General features: G+C 65.4%; 16 protein-coding genes. 11 read left to right on the plus strand and 5 right to left on the minus strand.

What is annotated here, in order from left to right:
• Window positions 1-354: 354 nt before the first annotated feature.
• The 3 genes from ACOYR4_RS10315 to ACOYR4_RS10325 form a co-directional block, all read right to left on the minus strand.
• Window positions 355-789: a lysozyme inhibitor LprI family protein gene (locus tag ACOYR4_RS10315; protein WP_422849458.1), complete on the minus strand. Its 435-nt coding sequence runs from the start codon at window positions 787-789 to the stop codon at window positions 355-357.
• Complete coding sequence (locus ACOYR4_RS10320; protein WP_422849459.1) at window positions 789-1,346, minus strand: LysM peptidoglycan-binding domain-containing protein; 558 nt, start codon at window positions 1,344-1,346, stop codon at window positions 789-791. The genes ACOYR4_RS10315 and ACOYR4_RS10320 overlap by 1 nt, the downstream gene beginning before the upstream one ends.
• A gap of 444 nt (window positions 1,347-1,790) precedes the next feature.
• On the minus strand, window positions 1,791-3,020 hold the full coding sequence (locus ACOYR4_RS10325; protein WP_422849460.1) for a nucleoside recognition domain-containing protein: 1,230 nt from the start codon (window positions 3,018-3,020) through the stop codon (window positions 1,791-1,793).
• 217 nt (window positions 3,021-3,237) lie between these two features.
• Here ACOYR4_RS10325 and ACOYR4_RS10330 point away from each other — a divergent pair, with 217 nt between their 5' ends.
• The 10 genes from ACOYR4_RS10330 (at window position 3,238) to ACOYR4_RS10375 (ending at window position 14,398) form a co-directional block, all read left to right on the plus strand.
• Window positions 3,238-3,951, plus strand: a complete 714-nt coding sequence (locus ACOYR4_RS10330; protein ID WP_060984321.1) for a YebC/PmpR family DNA-binding transcriptional regulator — start codon at window positions 3,238-3,240, stop codon at window positions 3,949-3,951.
• Window positions 3,952-4,062: 111 nt separating this feature from the next.
• On the plus strand, window positions 4,063-4,359 hold the full coding sequence (locus ACOYR4_RS10335) for a DnaJ domain-containing protein (protein ID WP_015014301.1): 297 nt from the start codon (window positions 4,063-4,065) through the stop codon (window positions 4,357-4,359).
• Window positions 4,356-4,931, plus strand: coding sequence for a hypothetical protein (locus ACOYR4_RS10340; RefSeq protein ID WP_015014300.1), 576 nt, complete (start codon window positions 4,356-4,358; stop codon window positions 4,929-4,931). The genes ACOYR4_RS10335 and ACOYR4_RS10340 overlap by 4 nt, the downstream gene beginning before the upstream one ends.
• A 5-nt stretch (window positions 4,932-4,936) precedes the next feature.
• Window positions 4,937-5,701 (plus strand): hypothetical protein, encoded by a 765-nt coding sequence (locus ACOYR4_RS10345; RefSeq protein WP_422849461.1) that lies wholly within the window; start codon window positions 4,937-4,939, stop codon window positions 5,699-5,701.
• Window positions 5,701-6,957: a hypothetical protein gene (locus tag ACOYR4_RS10350; protein ID WP_422849645.1), complete on the plus strand. Its 1,257-nt coding sequence runs from the start codon at window positions 5,701-5,703 to the stop codon at window positions 6,955-6,957. The genes ACOYR4_RS10345 and ACOYR4_RS10350 overlap by 1 nt, the downstream gene beginning before the upstream one ends.
• A gap of 221 nt (window positions 6,958-7,178) precedes the next feature.
• The gene (locus ACOYR4_RS10355; RefSeq protein ID WP_422849462.1) at window positions 7,179-8,405 is read left to right on the plus strand and encodes a GGDEF domain-containing protein; all 1,227 of its coding nucleotides are present in this window, start codon (window positions 7,179-7,181) and stop codon (window positions 8,403-8,405) included.
• 132 nt (window positions 8,406-8,537) lie between these two features.
• Window positions 8,538-9,191 carry a DUF1569 domain-containing protein gene (locus ACOYR4_RS10360; protein WP_422849463.1) on the plus strand — a complete coding sequence of 218 codons (654 nt, stop codon included), beginning with the start codon at window positions 8,538-8,540 and terminating at the stop codon, window positions 9,189-9,191.
• Between the two features lie 227 nt (window positions 9,192-9,418).
• Window positions 9,419-10,489 (plus strand): HlyD family secretion protein, encoded by a 1,071-nt coding sequence (locus tag ACOYR4_RS10365; protein ID WP_422849464.1) that lies wholly within the window; start codon window positions 9,419-9,421, stop codon window positions 10,487-10,489.
• Entirely contained in the window at window positions 10,453-13,263 is a 2,811-nt protein-coding gene (gene rbbA / locus ACOYR4_RS10370; protein ID WP_422849465.1) for a ribosome-associated ATPase/putative transporter RbbA, read from the plus strand. Before ACOYR4_RS10365 ends, rbbA begins: the two co-directional genes overlap by 37 nt.
• Before the next feature lies 1 nt (window position 13,264).
• Complete coding sequence (locus tag ACOYR4_RS10375; protein ID WP_422849466.1) at window positions 13,265-14,398, plus strand: ABC transporter permease; 1,134 nt, start codon at window positions 13,265-13,267, stop codon at window positions 14,396-14,398.
• A gap of 40 nt (window positions 14,399-14,438) precedes the next feature.
• Here the strand turns inward: ACOYR4_RS10375 and ACOYR4_RS10380 are convergent, their stop codons facing one another.
• Both ACOYR4_RS10380 and ACOYR4_RS10385 read right to left on the minus strand, forming a co-directional pair.
• Entirely contained in the window at window positions 14,439-15,227 is a 789-nt protein-coding gene (locus tag ACOYR4_RS10380; protein ID WP_148279960.1) for a hypothetical protein, read from the minus strand.
• A 150-nt stretch (window positions 15,228-15,377) separates the two neighbouring features.
• The gene (locus tag ACOYR4_RS10385) at window positions 15,378-16,661 is read right to left on the minus strand and encodes an amidohydrolase family protein (RefSeq protein WP_422849467.1); all 1,284 of its coding nucleotides are present in this window, start codon (window positions 16,659-16,661) and stop codon (window positions 15,378-15,380) included.
• Window positions 16,662-16,732: 71 nt separating this feature from the next.
• Here ACOYR4_RS10385 and ACOYR4_RS10390 point away from each other — a divergent pair, with 71 nt between their 5' ends.
• On the plus strand, window positions 16,733-17,092 hold the full coding sequence (locus tag ACOYR4_RS10390) for a VOC family protein (RefSeq protein ID WP_422849468.1): 360 nt from the start codon (window positions 16,733-16,735) through the stop codon (window positions 17,090-17,092).
• Window positions 17,093-17,094: the final 2 nt, after the last annotated feature.

The following is a 17,094-nucleotide window of genomic DNA, read 5'->3' on the forward strand; positions in this document are numbered from 1 at the left end:
GAGCGTCCGCTTTCATCTAATGCCGCAGCGCAGGCTGCTCCTGACCGATAGTACTCATTCGCGAGCGCGAAGCGTACGACTACACCCAGCCTTGAACGGTCTTTGACCTCCCGGAGGTACGGCCCTGCGTAGCTCGAGCAGGCCAAAGCGCGATTGCGCTGCCCAATCAACCGCAGGCCTTGACACCGTCGTGGTGCGTCTTTCATCAGGCTCTCTTGGGGTGGCGTGAGGACGGTCGCGTCGCTGCGCCGATGGTTTCTCATGCATCACTAGCGCCCCCGCCGCATGCACCAAGCCAGCGAACCTGAAAAATCGGATCGGCGATCTCTCCGCCTTGTTGGATCCGCTGGGTGTTTACTGCTGCGGCAGGCTCTTGGCCATTTGTTGCAGCTGCGCGGCCCTTGCAGTATTCAAGGCTTCAACGCAGAGCAACCGGCGCATTTCGAGGCCATTGCCGACCGCGCCGCCGCCAAGGGACTGCTGCAGCTTGCAGTGCGCGGTGCGGTGTTTGGCAAAAGCTTGGTCTGCGGCATCCAACTGGCGCCTAGCTGCTGCTTTGTATTTGGCATCTTCGTCCCAGCGGTCGATGGCGAACGTCAAGGCGGTACGTGCTTGCGTCAGTTCGATCTCGCTGGCAGCTGCCTCTTTACTAAGGCATGCGAGCCTGTCTGCCTGAGAGTAAGCGTCGCAGTCCTCCACAGACGCGATCACGCTGGCAGGGGCTATCAACGCGAGAACGGCCCATAGCGCAGACAAGCCGAGGCGTTGATAGGAAGAGACGACGGACATCAAGGAACGCATTTGACTTCCTTGCCTGCGCGTACTACCGCCATGGCGTGGTCCAGCTTGCGCGCGTAGTTGGGGTCGCCTTCACCGTTGTAGCGGGTCAGGGCCAATTGCGACGTCAGTGGGCGCCAGCCGGTAATCACGCGTTGTATGGAGGCTTTTCTGAAGATCAACTTTTGCCCGATTTGTAGTGCCGCAGAGTTGGCATTCATGCGTTGCAGCATGGCGACCGTCGTTCCTTGTTGTTGGGCAGTCCGGCTCAGGCTGTCCCCCTTCTTCACGGATGTCTCATGGATAGCAGTGTCTGAAGATGGCACTTCCTGGTGCTCGAAATAAGCCATGCGCATCAGCAGATAGCCGATCCCCGCCCGTATGTTGTGGGCGGGCATGGTGCGGGCGGAATCCATGGTGAGGCGGCCACGCCATAGGGGCGGCAAGATCAGTTCTCCGCCTTCGTCACCGGACAGAGAAGCTTTCAGCCCAGGGTCGCCCGCGACGCCGATCTGCATGGGCTTGACGCGCCATTGCGCATTGCCTGCCCCGGATTCCACCCACAACATGGATTTGATGAACCGCCAATCTGGAGGAAGGTAGTTTGCGACGCCTTGCAAGTGCTGGTTGAACTCGCTCAGCGCGAGTTGGATTTCACAGTCCCATTGGTTCCAACGGACATCACCCGGGGCGGCATTGTTGATGCCTTCTGCCTATTGTTGGAATTTGTCTTTTGCTGGGCTTTGGGTTTCCATGATTTTGGGTGTGTTTGCCGTTATGAGTGTATGGTGAGCAGGCGCCTGCCGGTTCAAGATGAACAGCTATGGGTTCAGTTGCGATCACGGTCAGAGCGGCTCGCATGCTAGAAGGAGGAGTCCGCCGACTTGTGGAACAAAACGTGAGATTGGCGGTTGTTTTGTATCCAAGGTTTGCTTGGACGCTCGGGCTCGATAGGTCAGTGCCCTGCGGTTTGAGCAACTTAGGGTCTTTCCTTTTCGCTCACCCAAGCGAGCTCACCCAAAAAACCAATAGCAAACGCCAATCGCCGCCACCACGCCCGCCAGCTCGGCCAGCAGCGCGCAGCCCACGGCGTGCCGTGCGCGTTGGATGCCCACCGCTCCAAAGTACACGGCCAGCACATAAAAGGTGGTTTCGGTGCTGCCCTGGATGGTGGCGGCGGCCAGGGCAGCAAAGCTGTCCACGCCCTGGGTCTGCATGGTTTCGATCAGCATGGCGCGCGCCGCGCTGCCTGAAAACGGCTTGACCAGGGCAGTAGGCAAAGCGTCCACGAACCGGGCATCAGCGCCCAGCGTGGTCACGCACCAGCGGATGCCGTCCAGCACATAGCCCAGCGCCCCCGAGGCGCGGAAAACGCCCACCGCGCACAGCATGGCCACCAAGTAGGGCAGCAGGCCCTTGGCCACATCAAACCCCTCGCGGGCGCCTTCGATAAACGCCTCATACACCGGCACCTTGCGCCACGCGCCCAGCACCACAAACAGCACCACCAGCGCAAACAGTGTGAGGTTACCCAGCAGCGACGACAGCGAGGCCAGAGCCGCAGCGCTGAGCGTGGTGAGCAGCGCCATGAAGCCGCCCAGCACCAGCGCCGCCGGCATCAGGTAGGCCAGCACCACTGGATTCCACAGCGGCAGGCGCTGCACCACGGCCACGCTCAGCAGGCCCACCAGGGTGGATGCGGACGTGGCTAGCAGGATGGGCAAAAAGACCAGCGTTGGGTCGGGCGCGCCCTGCTGCATGCGGTACATGAAGATGGTGACCGGCAGCAGCGTGAGCGACGAGGCGTTGAGCACCAAGAACAGGATCTGCGCGTTGGTGGCGGTGTCGGGCTGCGGGTTCAGCTCCTGCAGCGCTTTCATGGCCTTGAGGCCCATGGGGGTGGCGGCGTTGTCCAGCCCCAGTGCGTTGGCCGCAAAGTTCAGGGTAATCAGCCCCAGCGAGGGGTGGCCGCGCGGCACCCCGGGCATGAGCCTGGCAAACAGCGGCGCCAGCCAGCGCGCCAGCGCGTCCACCAGGCCCGCCTTTTCCGCGATGCGCAAGAAACCCAGCCACAGCGTGAGCGTGCCAAACAGCAGCACCATCACCTCGACCGAGAGCTTGGCCATCTGGAACAGGGCCTGCACCATGGCCGAGAAGATGTCGGCATTGCCGCCCACCAGCCACTGGGCCAGCGCAGCCACCGCCGCTGTCAGGAAGAAGCCGAGCCACAGGGTGTTGAGCATGGGAGAGGGGGGCGCTGAGGGGAGGGTGGGTGTTTGGCCGAGATTACACGCTGCTGAGGGCAGGGCGGGGCCGTTGGCAGCGGGTTTGGCGCCGCCACGACAATGCCAGGGTTGTGTGCCTGGGGTGATTCTGGGGCGCCGGGTAAACTATAGGGTTTTTGCCGCGCGGGGCGACCCACGGCAAATACCCCCCAACCCACACACAAAGGTAACCCCCATGGGCGCGCAGTGGAAAGCAAAAGGCAAGGCTCTGGTGGCCGATGCCAAGGGCAAGCTGTTTGGCAAGCTGGTCAAGGAAATCACCGTGGCCGCACGTGGCGGCGCCGATCCGGCCAGCAACTCGCGCCTGCGCCTGGTGGTCGAGCAGGCCCGCAAGGCCTCGATGCCCAAGGACACGCTGGAGCGCGCCATCAAGAAGGGCTCCGGTACCGGCGCCGACGCCGTCAGCTACGAACGCGTGATCTACGAAGGCTTTGCCCCCCACCAGGTGGCCGTGATGGTCGAATGCCTGACCGACAACGTGAACCGCACCGCGCCCGAGATGCGCGTGCTGTTTCGCAAGGGCCAGTTGGGCACATCTGGCTCGGTGGCGTGGGACTTCAACCACGTGGGCATCATCGAAGCCGAGCGTGCCAACGCCGATGCCGACCCCGAGCTGGCCGCCATCGAAGCCGGTGCGCAGGACTTTGAAGCCGGCGACGAAGAAGGCACCACCGTCTTCTGGACGGACCCCACCGACCTGGATCTGGTCAGCCGCGCGCTGCCAGCCCACGGCTTCACGGTGCTGACTGCCAAGCTGGGCTACAAGCCCAAGAATCCGGTGAACCCCGCCAACCTCACGGCCGAACAGCTGGAGGAGGTGGAGAACTTCCTGGCCGCCATCGATTCGAACGACGACGTACAAAACGTGTTTGTGAGCCTGGGAGGCTGATGCCAGCGGGCTGGTGCTGGAGCAGGTACCGCATACGGTGCCGCGCAGCATTCCGCCCACTCCATCCGTTGGCTGGCCACCTCTTGTTTTGACGGACCCATCCACTGTTTCATGACTGCTGACCACTACGCAGCCCTCGGGCTGGCGGCCAACGCGTCGCTGGCGGACATCAAGAAGGCCTTTCGCCAGAAGGCCTCGTTCTACCACCCCGACCGCAATACCGCCCCCGACGCGGCCCAACGCTTTGCTGAAGTGCAAAAGGCCTACGAGGTGCTGTCGGACGACGACGCCCGCCAGGCCTATGACGACAACCGCCGCCGCAACCTGCTGGACGACCCGCTGCAGACCGCCCAGGAGATCTGGCAGGCCTACAGCGCGCGCATCCTTTCTCACCCTTCTGCCCTGTGAAACTTTCTCCCTATTTTTATGACCTGCGCTCGGCCTACCAGGCCGAGCTGGATGACCTGGTGTCGGACTCCGAGGGCAACGACGTGCTGCGCAAGCGCCTGGCTGAAAAGCGCAACGAGATGGCGTTTTTGGTGCAGATGATGGAGCTGGCCCCCGAAATGGTGGCCGTGGTGTTCCACCGGGGCTTTCGCTTCACCCAACCGGCAGCGCTGGAGCACCTGCTGAGCCTGCCCGTGAATGAGTTGCCCGACTGGCACAGCCTGGGCCACGCCGTGGCGCTGGAGCCCTGGGCGCAGAGTCTGGCGCAGACGGTGCTGCGCGAGCCCCAGGGCGCACGCTTTCTGACCGTGGCTGCTGGCCTGGAATACCTGCAGCAGCACGCCCACATGGCCCCCGCTGCCGCTGCCCATGGGGACAGCGATGCCGAAGAGGACAGTGAAGACGCCGCCGAGCACGACGACGATTACAGCGCCCTGAGTGCCGACGACGCGGTGGACCCACACAACAGCCGCACGCGCGAAGAGGCCAGCGCCAACTGGCTGGCCGACGTGGGCTTTGAGCGCAAGGAATGACGACCATGAGCAGCAGCAACCAACACCTGGCCCTGATCACCAAAACCACCAGCCTCATCGCAGCCGGTGACATCGTGGGCGCCGAATCCGCGCTGGCCGAGCTGGCCGATGCCGAAGGCGACAACGCCCTGATGGTGGTGCTGGACCAGCTCGCGCCCAAGGACATCCTGGCCGTGATGCGTGAGTACGACGACTCCAAGGCGTCCGTGGTCAACATGCTGGTCACGCCCGAGCAGTTTGCCCGCGCCATGGTGCTGGAAAAGCAGTACAAAGACCTCACCCACACCCACCTGCGCAACATGGTCAACGCCGTGGTCTTCCGCGACGATGCCGACCCGGTGGAATTCCTCACCGCCGTTGGCGACCTGGAAGGCGGCGCCGAGGCCTTGGCCAACTACTTTGCGGAAAAGTGGAGCCGCATCGAAGCCTTTGCCCGCACCGGCACGTTTGACGCGACAGAAGACTACGGTGTCACGCTGAGCGACGACGAGCTACTGGCCTCGGGCTATGTGCAGCCGCGCGTGGACCTGGACGAGGTGGCCGACCGCGACTGGATGCAGATGGCCTGGCTGCTGCGCTACGAGTGCCGCGACCTGTTCATTGAAATGCTGCTGGTGCTGCGCGCCAAGGCCCGTGCGTTTGACCTGGGCCTGGAAGAGGGTGACGAGACTCCCGCCGAGGAAGACGACGGCAAGTTCGAGACCAGCGAGACAGACCGGGGCAAGGCCACACCCGCTGCCCGCGCCTCTGACGAAGAATCCGCGATTTGATGATGTCCCAAAGCTCGGCACTGCAACTGCACGACGCCCGTCCTTTCTTTGAAAAGGCGCTGGTCTACGGCGTGCAGCACGGCATCCTCGATGCGGACCGGCTGGCGGCCATCCATACCGATGCGCCCAAGGGCATGGTGCAGATTGCGCGCTACTTTGGCAGTGAGTTTTTGCGGCCCGAGCTGGAAAAGGCGCGGGACCGCATGGTCAACCTCATCAGCCTGTACCTGCTGGAGACCACGGACGGAGATCTGGCCAAGGCGGCGGTGTCGCTGCGCGACAACTCCTTTTTGTCGCGCTCCAAGGGCGGGTCGGACATGCTCAAGCGGCTGATCGCCATGCCCGAGAGCAGCAACTTTGGCATGGCCGGCTATGCCGATGCCGAAACCCCGTTGCTGGCTGCCTGGTCGCTGCGCAGCCATGCCGAATACCGCGCGGAGCTGGCCCGCCGCAGCCAGATCGCCCAGGCCATCGCCGCCGCCGAATGGCTGGCCGCGCAATACGACCTGGATACCGACGAGCTGGAAACTGCTGGTGCCGATGCCGAGGCGGTGATTCGCACAGGGCTCCTGATGCAGGCGCTGAACCCCAAGGCCATGGCGGCGGGTGAGTGGCCCAGCGCCCCGGCGTTTGAAAAGCTGGTGACGGCACTGCGCAAAAAGAAGGCAACCGTGCCGACGGCGCTGCGCTTGCCCGCTGGTGTGCCCGCAGAGCTGCGCGATGTGCTACAGGCCCAATGCGCTACGGTGCTGGCGGACTTGCCCAAGCTGCTGCAGTCCACTGCGCCCCTGCGCACCCTGTTGCGCCCCATGGGCGCATTTCGGGCGCGGTACTTCCTGCTGGACGACCCGCTGGCCGAAGTGGACAGCTTTCACCGCAGCCTGGACGCTCTGGAGGAAGACGACGAGCCTCCGCAGCCCGCCAGCAAGACCTGGACGAAGGCGACCGCAGGCAACGAGGACGAGCACTCCCTGCTCACGCTGTTCCTGTGCCTGGCCGCTGGCGCGCCCAAGAAGACGTTGTTGACCGAGAAAACCGCCGCCAGCCTGGTGCGCAAGATCCGCAAGTCCGGCCTGCAGCCCGAGCTGGCGGCCGACTTCATCCGCACCCATGCGGCGGCCGCCTTCCAGCAAGACTACCTGGCCCTGTGGTCCGGTTTTGTGCAAGACGCGCAGGCCACGCTGACCAGCGACCGTGACTACCAGATGCACGACGCACTGGCGCTGCTGCGGCGCGAATGCCACGTGGTGGGCTGACAGGTGCGCCCATAGGCCGAGCGAGGGGGCGGCCTGAGAGGCTCCAGGCAGTAGCTCAAGCACTGCATGGATGCCCGCGAAAGAGTCGCGGGGCAGTCAAGGCTCTCGGTTACCATTGTTAACGTTGACAGTCATCGCATAGCCTTCAAGCCTTAGCAGCCGGGCGTTGGGCGATGGCGTCGCGTTGTGAGCCTCATTGCCATCGCCTGTCTGTACCCTCTGTGCACAGCCCCACCCTCCTTATCGTCGCGGCCATTCTTGCAGCGCTGGTCACTGGCGTCCTGTCCGCGGTGTGGCTCTTCAACAGACGCATTCCCGGGCTTCGGTTCTGGGCGCAGGCACTGTTCTGCGCCACCGTCTTCTGCATCAACCTGCTGCTGCGCGACCATGTGCCGCTGCCGTTGTCTGTCGTGCTGGCGCAGTCTTCCATTGCTTTGACTGCATACCTGTGCCTGCTGGGCGCACGCGAGTACATGGGCAGGGCGCCCTTGGGGCACGGTGTTGCCGCTCTGGCCCTGGCGCTTCTGCTGAGTACGGCCTTGTTTTTTACCCTGGTCAAGCCGAACGTACAGGTGCGCATCGTGCTGACGGGTCTGGTGCCTGGGGTGTTGTTCATTGCGGCCGCGCACACACTGGCCCGTGGAGGCTTTCACAAGGTGCCCGCACGTTACCTGTTTGCGGCCACGGTGGGCGTGCATGGAGCGTTCTTGCTGGTGCGGCCTTTGCTGTTCAAGCTGGCCGCGCCCGCCGATGGGGCGCAGCCCGAGACGGGCATGGTGGCTGCGCTGTCGCAGTTTGTGGTGCTGGAGTCCACCCTGGCGCTGGTGCTGGTGGCGTTTGGTGCGCTCATGCTCACCAATGAGTTCATCACCAACGAACTGCGCCATCTGGCCGAGGTGGACCCGCTGACCAATGTGTTCAACCGCCGCGCGTTTCTGACCCTGCTGGACAAAGCCATCAGCAACGCCCAGCGCACGCAGACGACGCTGCCCGTGCTGGTGATGGACCTGGACCATTTCAAGAAGGTCAACGACAGCTGGGGCCACCGCGCGGGTGACGATGTGCTGCGCCATTTTGTGATGCTGGCCCAGCGCTGCCTGCGCAAGGAAGACGTGATGGGCCGACTGGGGGGCGAAGAGTTCGCCATCTTCTTGCCCAATGCGGGGGCAGGTGGCGCCGTGGCGGTGGCCGAGCGGCTGCGCGCCATGGTGGAGGCCCACCCGGTGGTGACGGAACAGCGCAGCATCGCGCTCACGGTGAGTGTCGGCGTCACCGTGTGCGCGGGCAGCGAGTCCGCAGGCACGGCCCTGCAGCGTGCGGATGAGGCCATGTACCTGGCCAAGGAACGGGGGCGCAACCGCGTGGAGATGACCGTGGTCCCTGCTGCACCCCTGGCCCCGGCTACCACCACCAACCAGCCTGCCACGCGGACCACCCTGGCGGCATAGGAGCTGCCTTGCGCCGTGGCGGGCTGTGTCGGCTGCCCGACCCTGGCGGTGGCGGCATGGGTCACAAAGTCGATGTTGCCCGTCACAATCGCCTTTTTCACCCCGCCCCCGGTGATGCGAGCAGACAACCCCATGGCAGTCCCCACCCCTCCTGGCGCTCCCAGCGACGCCCACGCTGCAGCCCCCCAATCCGCTGGCACACAGCCCGCGCCTTCTGCGTCGCCCGTAGCGCCCGGCCGCAGGGCATTTCTGGCCACCGGGGCTGGAGCCGCGCTCGCAGCCGCTGGCGCTGCGGGTTATTTTCTGCACCAACCGGGCAACGACCGACGACTGGTCTTCGCCACCCTGCACGATGCCATGGGCGAGGCCGAGCGACTGAATGCTGCCTCGGTCCACGCGCTGGAACCCGCCACGGCCTGGACCTGGGCGCAGACGCTGGTGCATTGCGCGCAGAGCATTGAATACTCGCTGCAAGGCTTTCCGTCGCCCAAGTCAGCGCTGTTTCAGAACACCCTGGGCGCCGCAGCTTTCAAGGTGTTTACTCTGCGGGGCCGCATGAGCCACAACCTGGCCGAGCCCATTCCGGGCGCCCCGGCCCTCGATGCGCAGACCACGGACCCATCGGCCGCCATGGCACGCCTGCGCCAGGCGGTGCAGGACTTTGCCCTCCACACCGGTGCACTGCAGCCTCACTTTGCCTATGGCGCCTTGACCCAGGCGCAGTACGAGCAGGCGCACGCCATGCACCTGGCCAACCATCTGTCGGCCTTTGATGGGCGCGGGTAGCTCCGGCGCTGAAGACGGAAGCTGCGCTCGTCTGAAGCTGCTGGACCGGCTCCGCAGCGCAGCCGCAAGACCCACGCAATTGCAGCCAAATTGATGCAAGTCAAGGGAGGCGGCCGACTGCGCGCAGCCCATGAGGGCCCTGCGCTTACGATACTTTTTGAGGTGAGGCGCCTTCGCTGACGTGACGGCCAATGCGCTCTGCCTCCGCACCAAAGAGGATCAGAGCCATGGGCAGCAAGTGGAAAATTTATGCGGCCGTCGCAGCGCTGTTGCTGCTGGGCACCGTATTGGTCGTGCGGTGGGCGCCCTGGCAGCCCAAGGGGCCGGGCCCGGGCTTTGTGAGCGGCAACGGCCGCATCGAGGCCACCGAGATCGCCGTGGCCACGAAGCTCGCGGGCCGGGTGCAGGACATACTGGTGGCCGAGGGCGATTTCGTGAAGGCGGGGCAGCCCGTGGCCCGTATGCAGATCGACGGCTTGCAAGCCCAGCGCGAAGAGGCCGTAGCCCGGCTGCAGCAGGCGCAGCTGGCCATCAGCAGCGCGCAGGTGCAGGTGGCACAGCGCGAAAGCGACTACCAGGCTGCACTGGCGGTCGTGGCCCAGCGCGAAAGCGACCTCGACACCGCCCGCCGCCGCCTGCCACGCTCTGAGCAGCTGGCGCGCGAAGGTTTTTTCTCCAGCCAGTTGCTGGACGACGACCGCGCCAAGGTGCGCAGCCAGCAGGCCGCCGTGGTCGCGGCCAAGGCGCAGGCCAATGCGGCGCAGGCGGGCATTGGCGCGTCGCGCACGCAGGTGACCAGCGCCGAGGCCAACGTGCGCGCGCTGGAGGCCACGCTGGCCCGCATCGATGTGGAGCTGACCGACAGCGAGCTCAAGGCCCCGCGCGACGGGCGGGTGCAGTTCCGTGTGGTGCAGCCCGGCGAGGTGGTGGGCGCGGGCGCGCGGGTGCTGCAGCTGGTGGACCTGACCGATGTGTACATGACCTTCTTTCTGCCGGAAACCGTGGCGGGCCGTGTGGCGCTGGGCAGCGATGTGCGCATCGTGCTCGATGCCGCGCCGGGCTTTGTGATACCGGCCACTGTGTCGTTTGTGGCCAGCACGGCGCAGTTCACACCCAAGACGGTGGAGACCGCCAGCGAACGCCAGAAGCTCATGTTCCGCGTGCGGGCCCAGATCGACAAGGCACTGCTGCTGCGCCACCAGGAGCAGGTCAAGACCGGTCTGCCCGGCGTGGCGTGGCTGCGGGTGGACCCTGCGGTGGAATGGCCTGCCAACCTCGCCGTCAAGGCCGACCAGTGAGCATCCCCGGCAGCGCGGCTCCCGTGGCTCGCCTGCGTGGCGTGGGCCAGCGCTACGGGCGCACGGTGGCGCTCGATGGCATCGACCTGGAGGTGGCTGCGGGCCGCATGGTGGGCCTGATCGGGCCGGACGGCGTGGGCAAGTCCAGCCTGCTGGCGCTGGTGGCAGGCGCCCGCGCGGTGCAGCAGGGCACGGTGGAGGTGCTGGGCGGCGACATGGCCAAAAGCCGCCACCGCAGCCGCGTGTGCCCCCGCATCGCCTATATGCCGCAGGGCCTGGGTAAGAACCTGTACCCCACACTGTCGGTGGAAGAGAACCTGCAGTTCTTTGGCCGCCTGTTCGGGCACGACGCGGCCGAGCGGCGCCGCCGTATTGATGAACTCACACGCAGTACCGGCCTGCACCCGTTTCTGGCGCGGCCTGCGGGCAAGCTTTCGGGCGGCATGAAGCAGAAGCTGGCGCTGTGCTGCGCGCTCATCCACGACCCCGACCTGCTCATCCTGGACGAGCCCACCACCGGCGTGGACCCGCTGGCACGCGCGCAGTTCTGGGATTTGATCGGCCGCATCCGCGCCGCGCGGCCCGACATGAGCGTGATCGTGGCCACGGCCTACATGGAGGAAGCCCAGCGCTTTGAATGGCTGGTGGCGATGGACGAGGGACGCATTATGGCCACCGGCACCCCGGTCGAGCTGATGGCCCGCACCGGGCACGATGCGCTGGAGCAGGCCTTTGTGGCCCTGCTGCCCGAGGCCAAGCGCCGGGGCCACCAGGCGGTGCAGATTCCGCCGCTGGACCGGTCGCGGGCCCATGATGCCGCCAACGTCGCCATCGAGGCGCGCGACCTCACCATGCGCTTTGGCGACTTTGTGGCGGTGGACCATGTGAGCTTCCGCATCCAGCGCGGCGAGATCTTTGGCTTTCTGGGCAGCAACGGCTGCGGCAAGTCCACCACCATGAAGATGCTCACCGGCCTGCTGCCCGCCAGTGACGGGCAGGCCTGGCTGTTTGGCCAGCCGGTGGACCCCAAGGACATGGCCACACGGCGGCGCGTGGGCTACATGTCGCAGGTGTTTTCGCTGTACAGCGAGCTGTCGGTGGAGCAGAACCTGGTACTGCATGCCCGCCTGTTCCACGTGCCCGAGGCCGAGGTGCCCGCGCGCGTCACGGCGATGCTGGAGCGCTTTGACCTGCAGGCCGTGCGCAGTTCCTTGCCCATGAAGCTGCCCCTGGGCATGCGCCAGCGCCTGTCGCTGGCCGTGGCCATGGTGCACCAGCCCGAGCTGTTGATCCTGGACGAGCCCACCTCGGGCGTGGACCCGATGGCGCGCGACCACTTCTGGCGCCTGATGGTGGAGCTGGCACGGCGCGACAAGGTCACCATCTTCATCTCCACCCACTTCATGAACGAAGCCGAGCGCTGCGACCGCATCTCGCTGATGCATGCGGGGCGCGTGCTGGAGAGCGCCGCGCCGCAGGAGATTGTTGCCAAGCGCGGCGCCGCCACGCTGGAAGAAGCCTTCATCGGCTACCTGGAAGATGCTGCGGGCAAGGCCCAGGCTCCTGTGTCTGTGCCTGCGCAGGCTTCGGAGCCCGCTGCGCTATCGCCGGTGTCCGCCCCCAACGCCCCCACCTGGCCCACCCGCCTGCGCCAGAGCCTGGCCCGCATCCACAGCACCCAGTGGCGCGAATCGCTGGAGCTGCGCCGCGACCCGGTGCGTGGTGCCATGGCGCTGCTGGGCTCGCTGATCCTGATGTTCGTGATGGGCTACGGCATCAGCATGGACGTGGAGAACCTGCGCTTTGCCGTGCTGGACCGGGACCAGACCGCGCTGAGTCGCACCTACACGCTGAACCTGGCGGGCTCGCGCTACTTCACCGAGCAGCCGCCCATCACCACCTACGCTGAGCTGGATGCGCGCATGCGCTCCGCCGAGATATCGCTGGCGCTGGAGATCCCGCCCGGCTTTGCGCGCGACGTGGCACGCGGCCAGCCGGTGCAGATCGGTGCCTGGGTGGACGGGGCCATGCCCCAGCGCGCCGAAACCGTCATCGGCTACGCCCAGGGCCTGCACCAGCAGTGGCTGGTGGAGCAAAGCCGCAGCCGCACGGGCGTGGTGCCCCGGGGCCTGCTGGAGGTGGAGCCGCGCTACCGCTACAACCCCGACGTGCGCAGCCTGCCGTCCATGGTGCCCGCCGTGATCCCGCTGCTGTTGCTCATGCTGCCCGCCATGCTCACGGCCCTGGCCGTGGTGCGCGAGAAGGAGCTGGGCTCCATCATCAACCTGTATGTGACGCCCACCACGCGCACCGAATTCATGCTGGGCAAGCAGCTGCCCTATGTGCTGCTGGCGCTGTTCAACTTTGGCCTCATGTGCCTGGCGGCCGTGACGGTGTTTGGCGTGCCCATCACCGGCAGCTTTGCCACGCTCACGCTGGGGGCCGTGCTGTTCAGCCTGTGTTCCACGGGCATGGGGCTGCTGGCCTCCACCGTTACGCGCAGCCAGATTGCTGCCATGTTTTTTGCCATGGTGGGTACGCTCATCCCGGCGGTGCAGTTTGCGGGGCTCATCAACCCGGTGTCGTCCATGACCGGATTCGCGCGCTGGGTGGGCGAGGTCTATCCGGCCAGCCACATGTTCACCATCAGCCGGGGCGTGTTCAACAAGGCCCTCACGCTGCAGGACTTGCAGGCCGAGTTCTGGCCCATGCTGGTGGCGGTGCCGGTCATCATCGGCGCGGCGATCTTGCTGTTACGCAAGCAGGAGACCTGACATGGCACTGCGTGGACGGTGGTCGAACATTTTTCGCCTCGGCATCAAGGAGCTGTGGAGCCTGTGGCGCGACCCGGCCATGCTGTTCCTCATCGTCTACACCACCACGCTGGCGGTGTACTCGGCGGGTATGGCACAGCCCGAGACGCTCTACCACGTGCCCATTGCCATCGTGGATGAGGACGACTCGGCCTTGTCCCAGCGCATCGCCACCGCGTTCTACGCACCCCAGTTCACGCGCCCGGCCATGATCAGCATGCGCGAGGTGGACCCGGGGCTGGACGCTGGCCGCTTCACGCTGGTGCTGCACATCCCCGCCCATTTCCAGCGCGATGTGCTGGCAGGCCGGGTGCCGCAGGTTCAGCTCAACATCGACGCCACCCGCATGGGGCAAGCGTTTGCGGCCAACGGGGCGGTGCAGCAGATCGTGCAGCTGGAGGCGGCCGAGTTTGTGCAGCGCGACCGCGCCGTGGCCGCGCAGCCCATCGAGCTGACGGTGCGCTCGCGCTTCAACCCGGCGCTGAACCCCGCGTGGTTCGGGTCGCTCATGGAGCTGATCAACATCGTGACCATGCTCTCCATCATCCTCACGGGCGCCGCACTGATCCGCGAGCGCGAGCATGGCACGGTGGAGCATCTGCTGGTGATGCCTGTGACGCCCGGCGAGATCATGCTGGCCAAGGTCTGGGCCATGGCGCTGGTGGTGCTGGTCGCCACGTGGATTTCGCTCACGGCGGTGATCCGCTGGGCGATTGGCGTACCCATCGAGGGCTCGGTGCCGCTGTTTCTGCTGGGGGCCACGCTGCACCTGTTTGCCACCACGTCCATGGGCATCTTCATGGCCACGGTGGCGCGCAGCATGCCGCAGTTTGGGTTGCTGATGGTGCTGGTGATGATGCCGCTGCAAATGCTGTCTGGCGGCGTCACCCCGCGCGAGAGCATGCCCCTGTGGGTGCAGTACTGCATGGCGCTGGCGCCCACCACGCACTTCACCGAGCTGGCCCAGGCCATCCTCTACCGGGGCGCGGGCTGGGCGGTGGTGTGGCCGTCGCTGGTGTGGCTGCTGGGCATTGGGGCGGTGCTGTTCAGCCTGGCGCTGGCGCGGTTTCGCAAGACGATTGCGCGCATGGCTTGAGCGCACCAGCGCTTCCTGTGTCCCACACTTGGCGAGAGTGTCATGGCTTGGTGTCGAATTCGTTCAGGGGCAGATTGAAGCTGCCTCTTCGGTCTCCGGTGACTGAGAACGCGCGTGTGCTTCCTGACAGGTTCTTGCCACTGGTCTGGGTAAAGACCACGCGGTATTTGCCTTCATCCACGCGGTCCAATGTGTAGCCTCCGCGGGGCGACAAGTAGACCTGCCTCAGCGGGGAACAGGGGTTGGCATCCGCTGCGCACAGGCGCACCCATAGTCCTTCATCGCCGGGATTACCCAGCGTGATCAGGGTGTCCCCACCAGCGGCCAGATAAGGTTGGCCGAGCAAGCGACCACTGGATTTGGGCCATTCGCCTCGCCGGTTGTCTGGTGATTTGCCATGGGGGTAGGGCAGGGTGTGCTTGACACCAGGCCCCTGCGATGGCTGTGCTGAATGCTGAGGAAAGCGGGGCCCCTCATAGCGCTGGGGGGCTCCCCACAGGGCGTAGCCCACCAGCACATAAAGCAGCGTGGCCATTGCCAGCAAAGCCATAGCACCGTAGCTGCTGGTATTGATCCAGGGCTTGCGTGGGTAGGTGAACGTATCCAGCAGTTCGCCGACGGCATCTCGGCCGGTGATCGCGCGCACCAGCCAGAACAATGCGGCAGCACCCCACAGGCCCGCCAGCAGCCAGGGCCTGGCCAACTCGTTGTAGATACCCATCAAGACGAGCTTGGGCATCATGAAAATCAGATCCGCAAGGCTTGCTTCCGCCCTGGCAGTGGCGCTGAATGTCAGCGCCGCAATGAAGAGGAGGAGTTGTTTGTGCATGGCGAAAGCGACCAAGGGGTTAAGGCGCTGGAGGTGGTGCAGCACGAGATGATCATTCCCCGCGGGAGTGTCCCGATGGTAGTCGTCTGGCACGCAGGGTCACCCGAGGTCGTGGCGTTCGGCGTCGAGGCATGCGAACTGCGACAGACCTCAAGAGCTGCCCGTTGAAATGAAATTTGTACTGCTTGGCCGCCCTGGCAGGCGCAACTGTGCCACCGGCGCTGGGCTGCTCGCCACCCGCTGGCCGCGCCTCCACACCCCCAGCCGCGCAGCGCGCAGGCGGATGGCCTCGACGGGGGTGCGTGCGTGCAGCAGCACGAAGTCTGCATGGCAGCCGGGCGCAATGCCATAGCCCTCCAGGCCCAGCAGGCGTGCCGGGTTCACCGTCACCGCATCAAAACACTGCCGCATCGCGGCCTGGCTGGTCATCTGGCCCACATGCAAGCCCATGTGCGCGGCCTCCAGCATGTCGGCGCTGCCGCCGCTGTACCAGGGGTCCAGCACGCAGTCGTGACCAAACGCCACCGTCAGGCCTGCGGCCATCAGCTCAGGCACGCGGGTCATGCCCCGGCGCTTGGGGTAGGTGTCGTGGCGGCCTTGCAGCGTGATGTTGATGAGCGGGTTGGCCACCACGCCCAGGTCGGCCTCGGCCATCAGTGCCATCAGCTTGCTCACGTAGTAGTTGTCCATGCTGTGCATGGAGGTGAGGTGCGAGCCCGTCACGCGGCCCTGCAGGCCCAGGCGCAGGGTTTCGTACGCCAAGGTTTCCACGTGGCGCGAGTGCGGGTCATCGCTCTCGTCGCAGTGCATGTCCACGCGTTTGCCCCGTTCGGCGGCCAGTTCGCAGAGGATTTTCACGCTCTCGGCCCCTTGGGCCATGGTGCGCTCGAAGTGCGGAATGCCGCCCACCACGTCCACACCCATATCCAGCGCACGTTTGATGTTGTCGAGCCCCCCGGGCGCACGCAGCACACCGTCTTGCGGAAAGGCCACCAGTTGCAAATCCAGGTAGGGCGCCACACGCTGCTTCACATCCAGCAGCGCCTCCACGGGCAGCAAGCTGGGGTGGCTGGTGTCCACATGGCTGCGGATGGCCAGCAGGCCGCGCGCCACGGCCATGTCGCAATACTGCAGGGCGCGTTCAACGATGGCGTTGTGGGTTAGCGTGGGCTTGAGCTCGCCCCACAGCGCAATGCCCTCCAGCAGCGTACCGCTCTCGTTCACGCGCGGCTGGCCGTAGCTCAGGGTCGAGTCCATGTGGAAATGCGCGTCCACAAACGGCGGGCTGACCAGCAGGCCGCCTGCATCCACCGTCTCATGTGCGGGGGCTTGCAGGCCTTCGGTCACTTCGGTGATGCGACCGCCTTGCACGGCAATCGACATGTTCTGGCGGCCGTCGGGCAGGGTGGCGTGGGTGATGAGCAGATCGAGCATGGTGGGAGAGTTTAGAGATTCGTCTGGGCGTGCAGGCACACTGCGGGGTCTCAAGAAGAAAGGGTCATCCGATGAACGCACATGAAAAGCTGAACTACGTCGAATTTGCCGCGTGCGATGTGCCCGCCACCAAGTCGTTCTTTGAAAAGGCCTTTGCATGGACCTTTGTGGACTATGGCCCCGAATACACGGCCTTCTCGGGCCAGGGGTTGGACGGCGGCTTCTTCCGCGCCAGCCTTTGTTCCACTCCAGCCACTGGCGGCGCCTTGCTGGTGTTCTACAGCGCAGACCTCGAAGCCACATTGGCCAAGGTGGAGGCGGCAGGTGGCCATGTGGTCAAGCCGGTGTTCGACTTTCCGGGAGGACGGCGCTTTCATTTCACAGAGCCCAGCGGCAACGAGTTTGCGGTGTGGTCCGACCAGACGGTGTGAAT

Origin of the sequence: Acidovorax sp. M14, from assembly GCF_049331375.1 — a bacterium.
Taxonomy (GTDB): domain Bacteria; phylum Pseudomonadota; class Gammaproteobacteria; order Burkholderiales; family Burkholderiaceae_C; genus Acidovorax.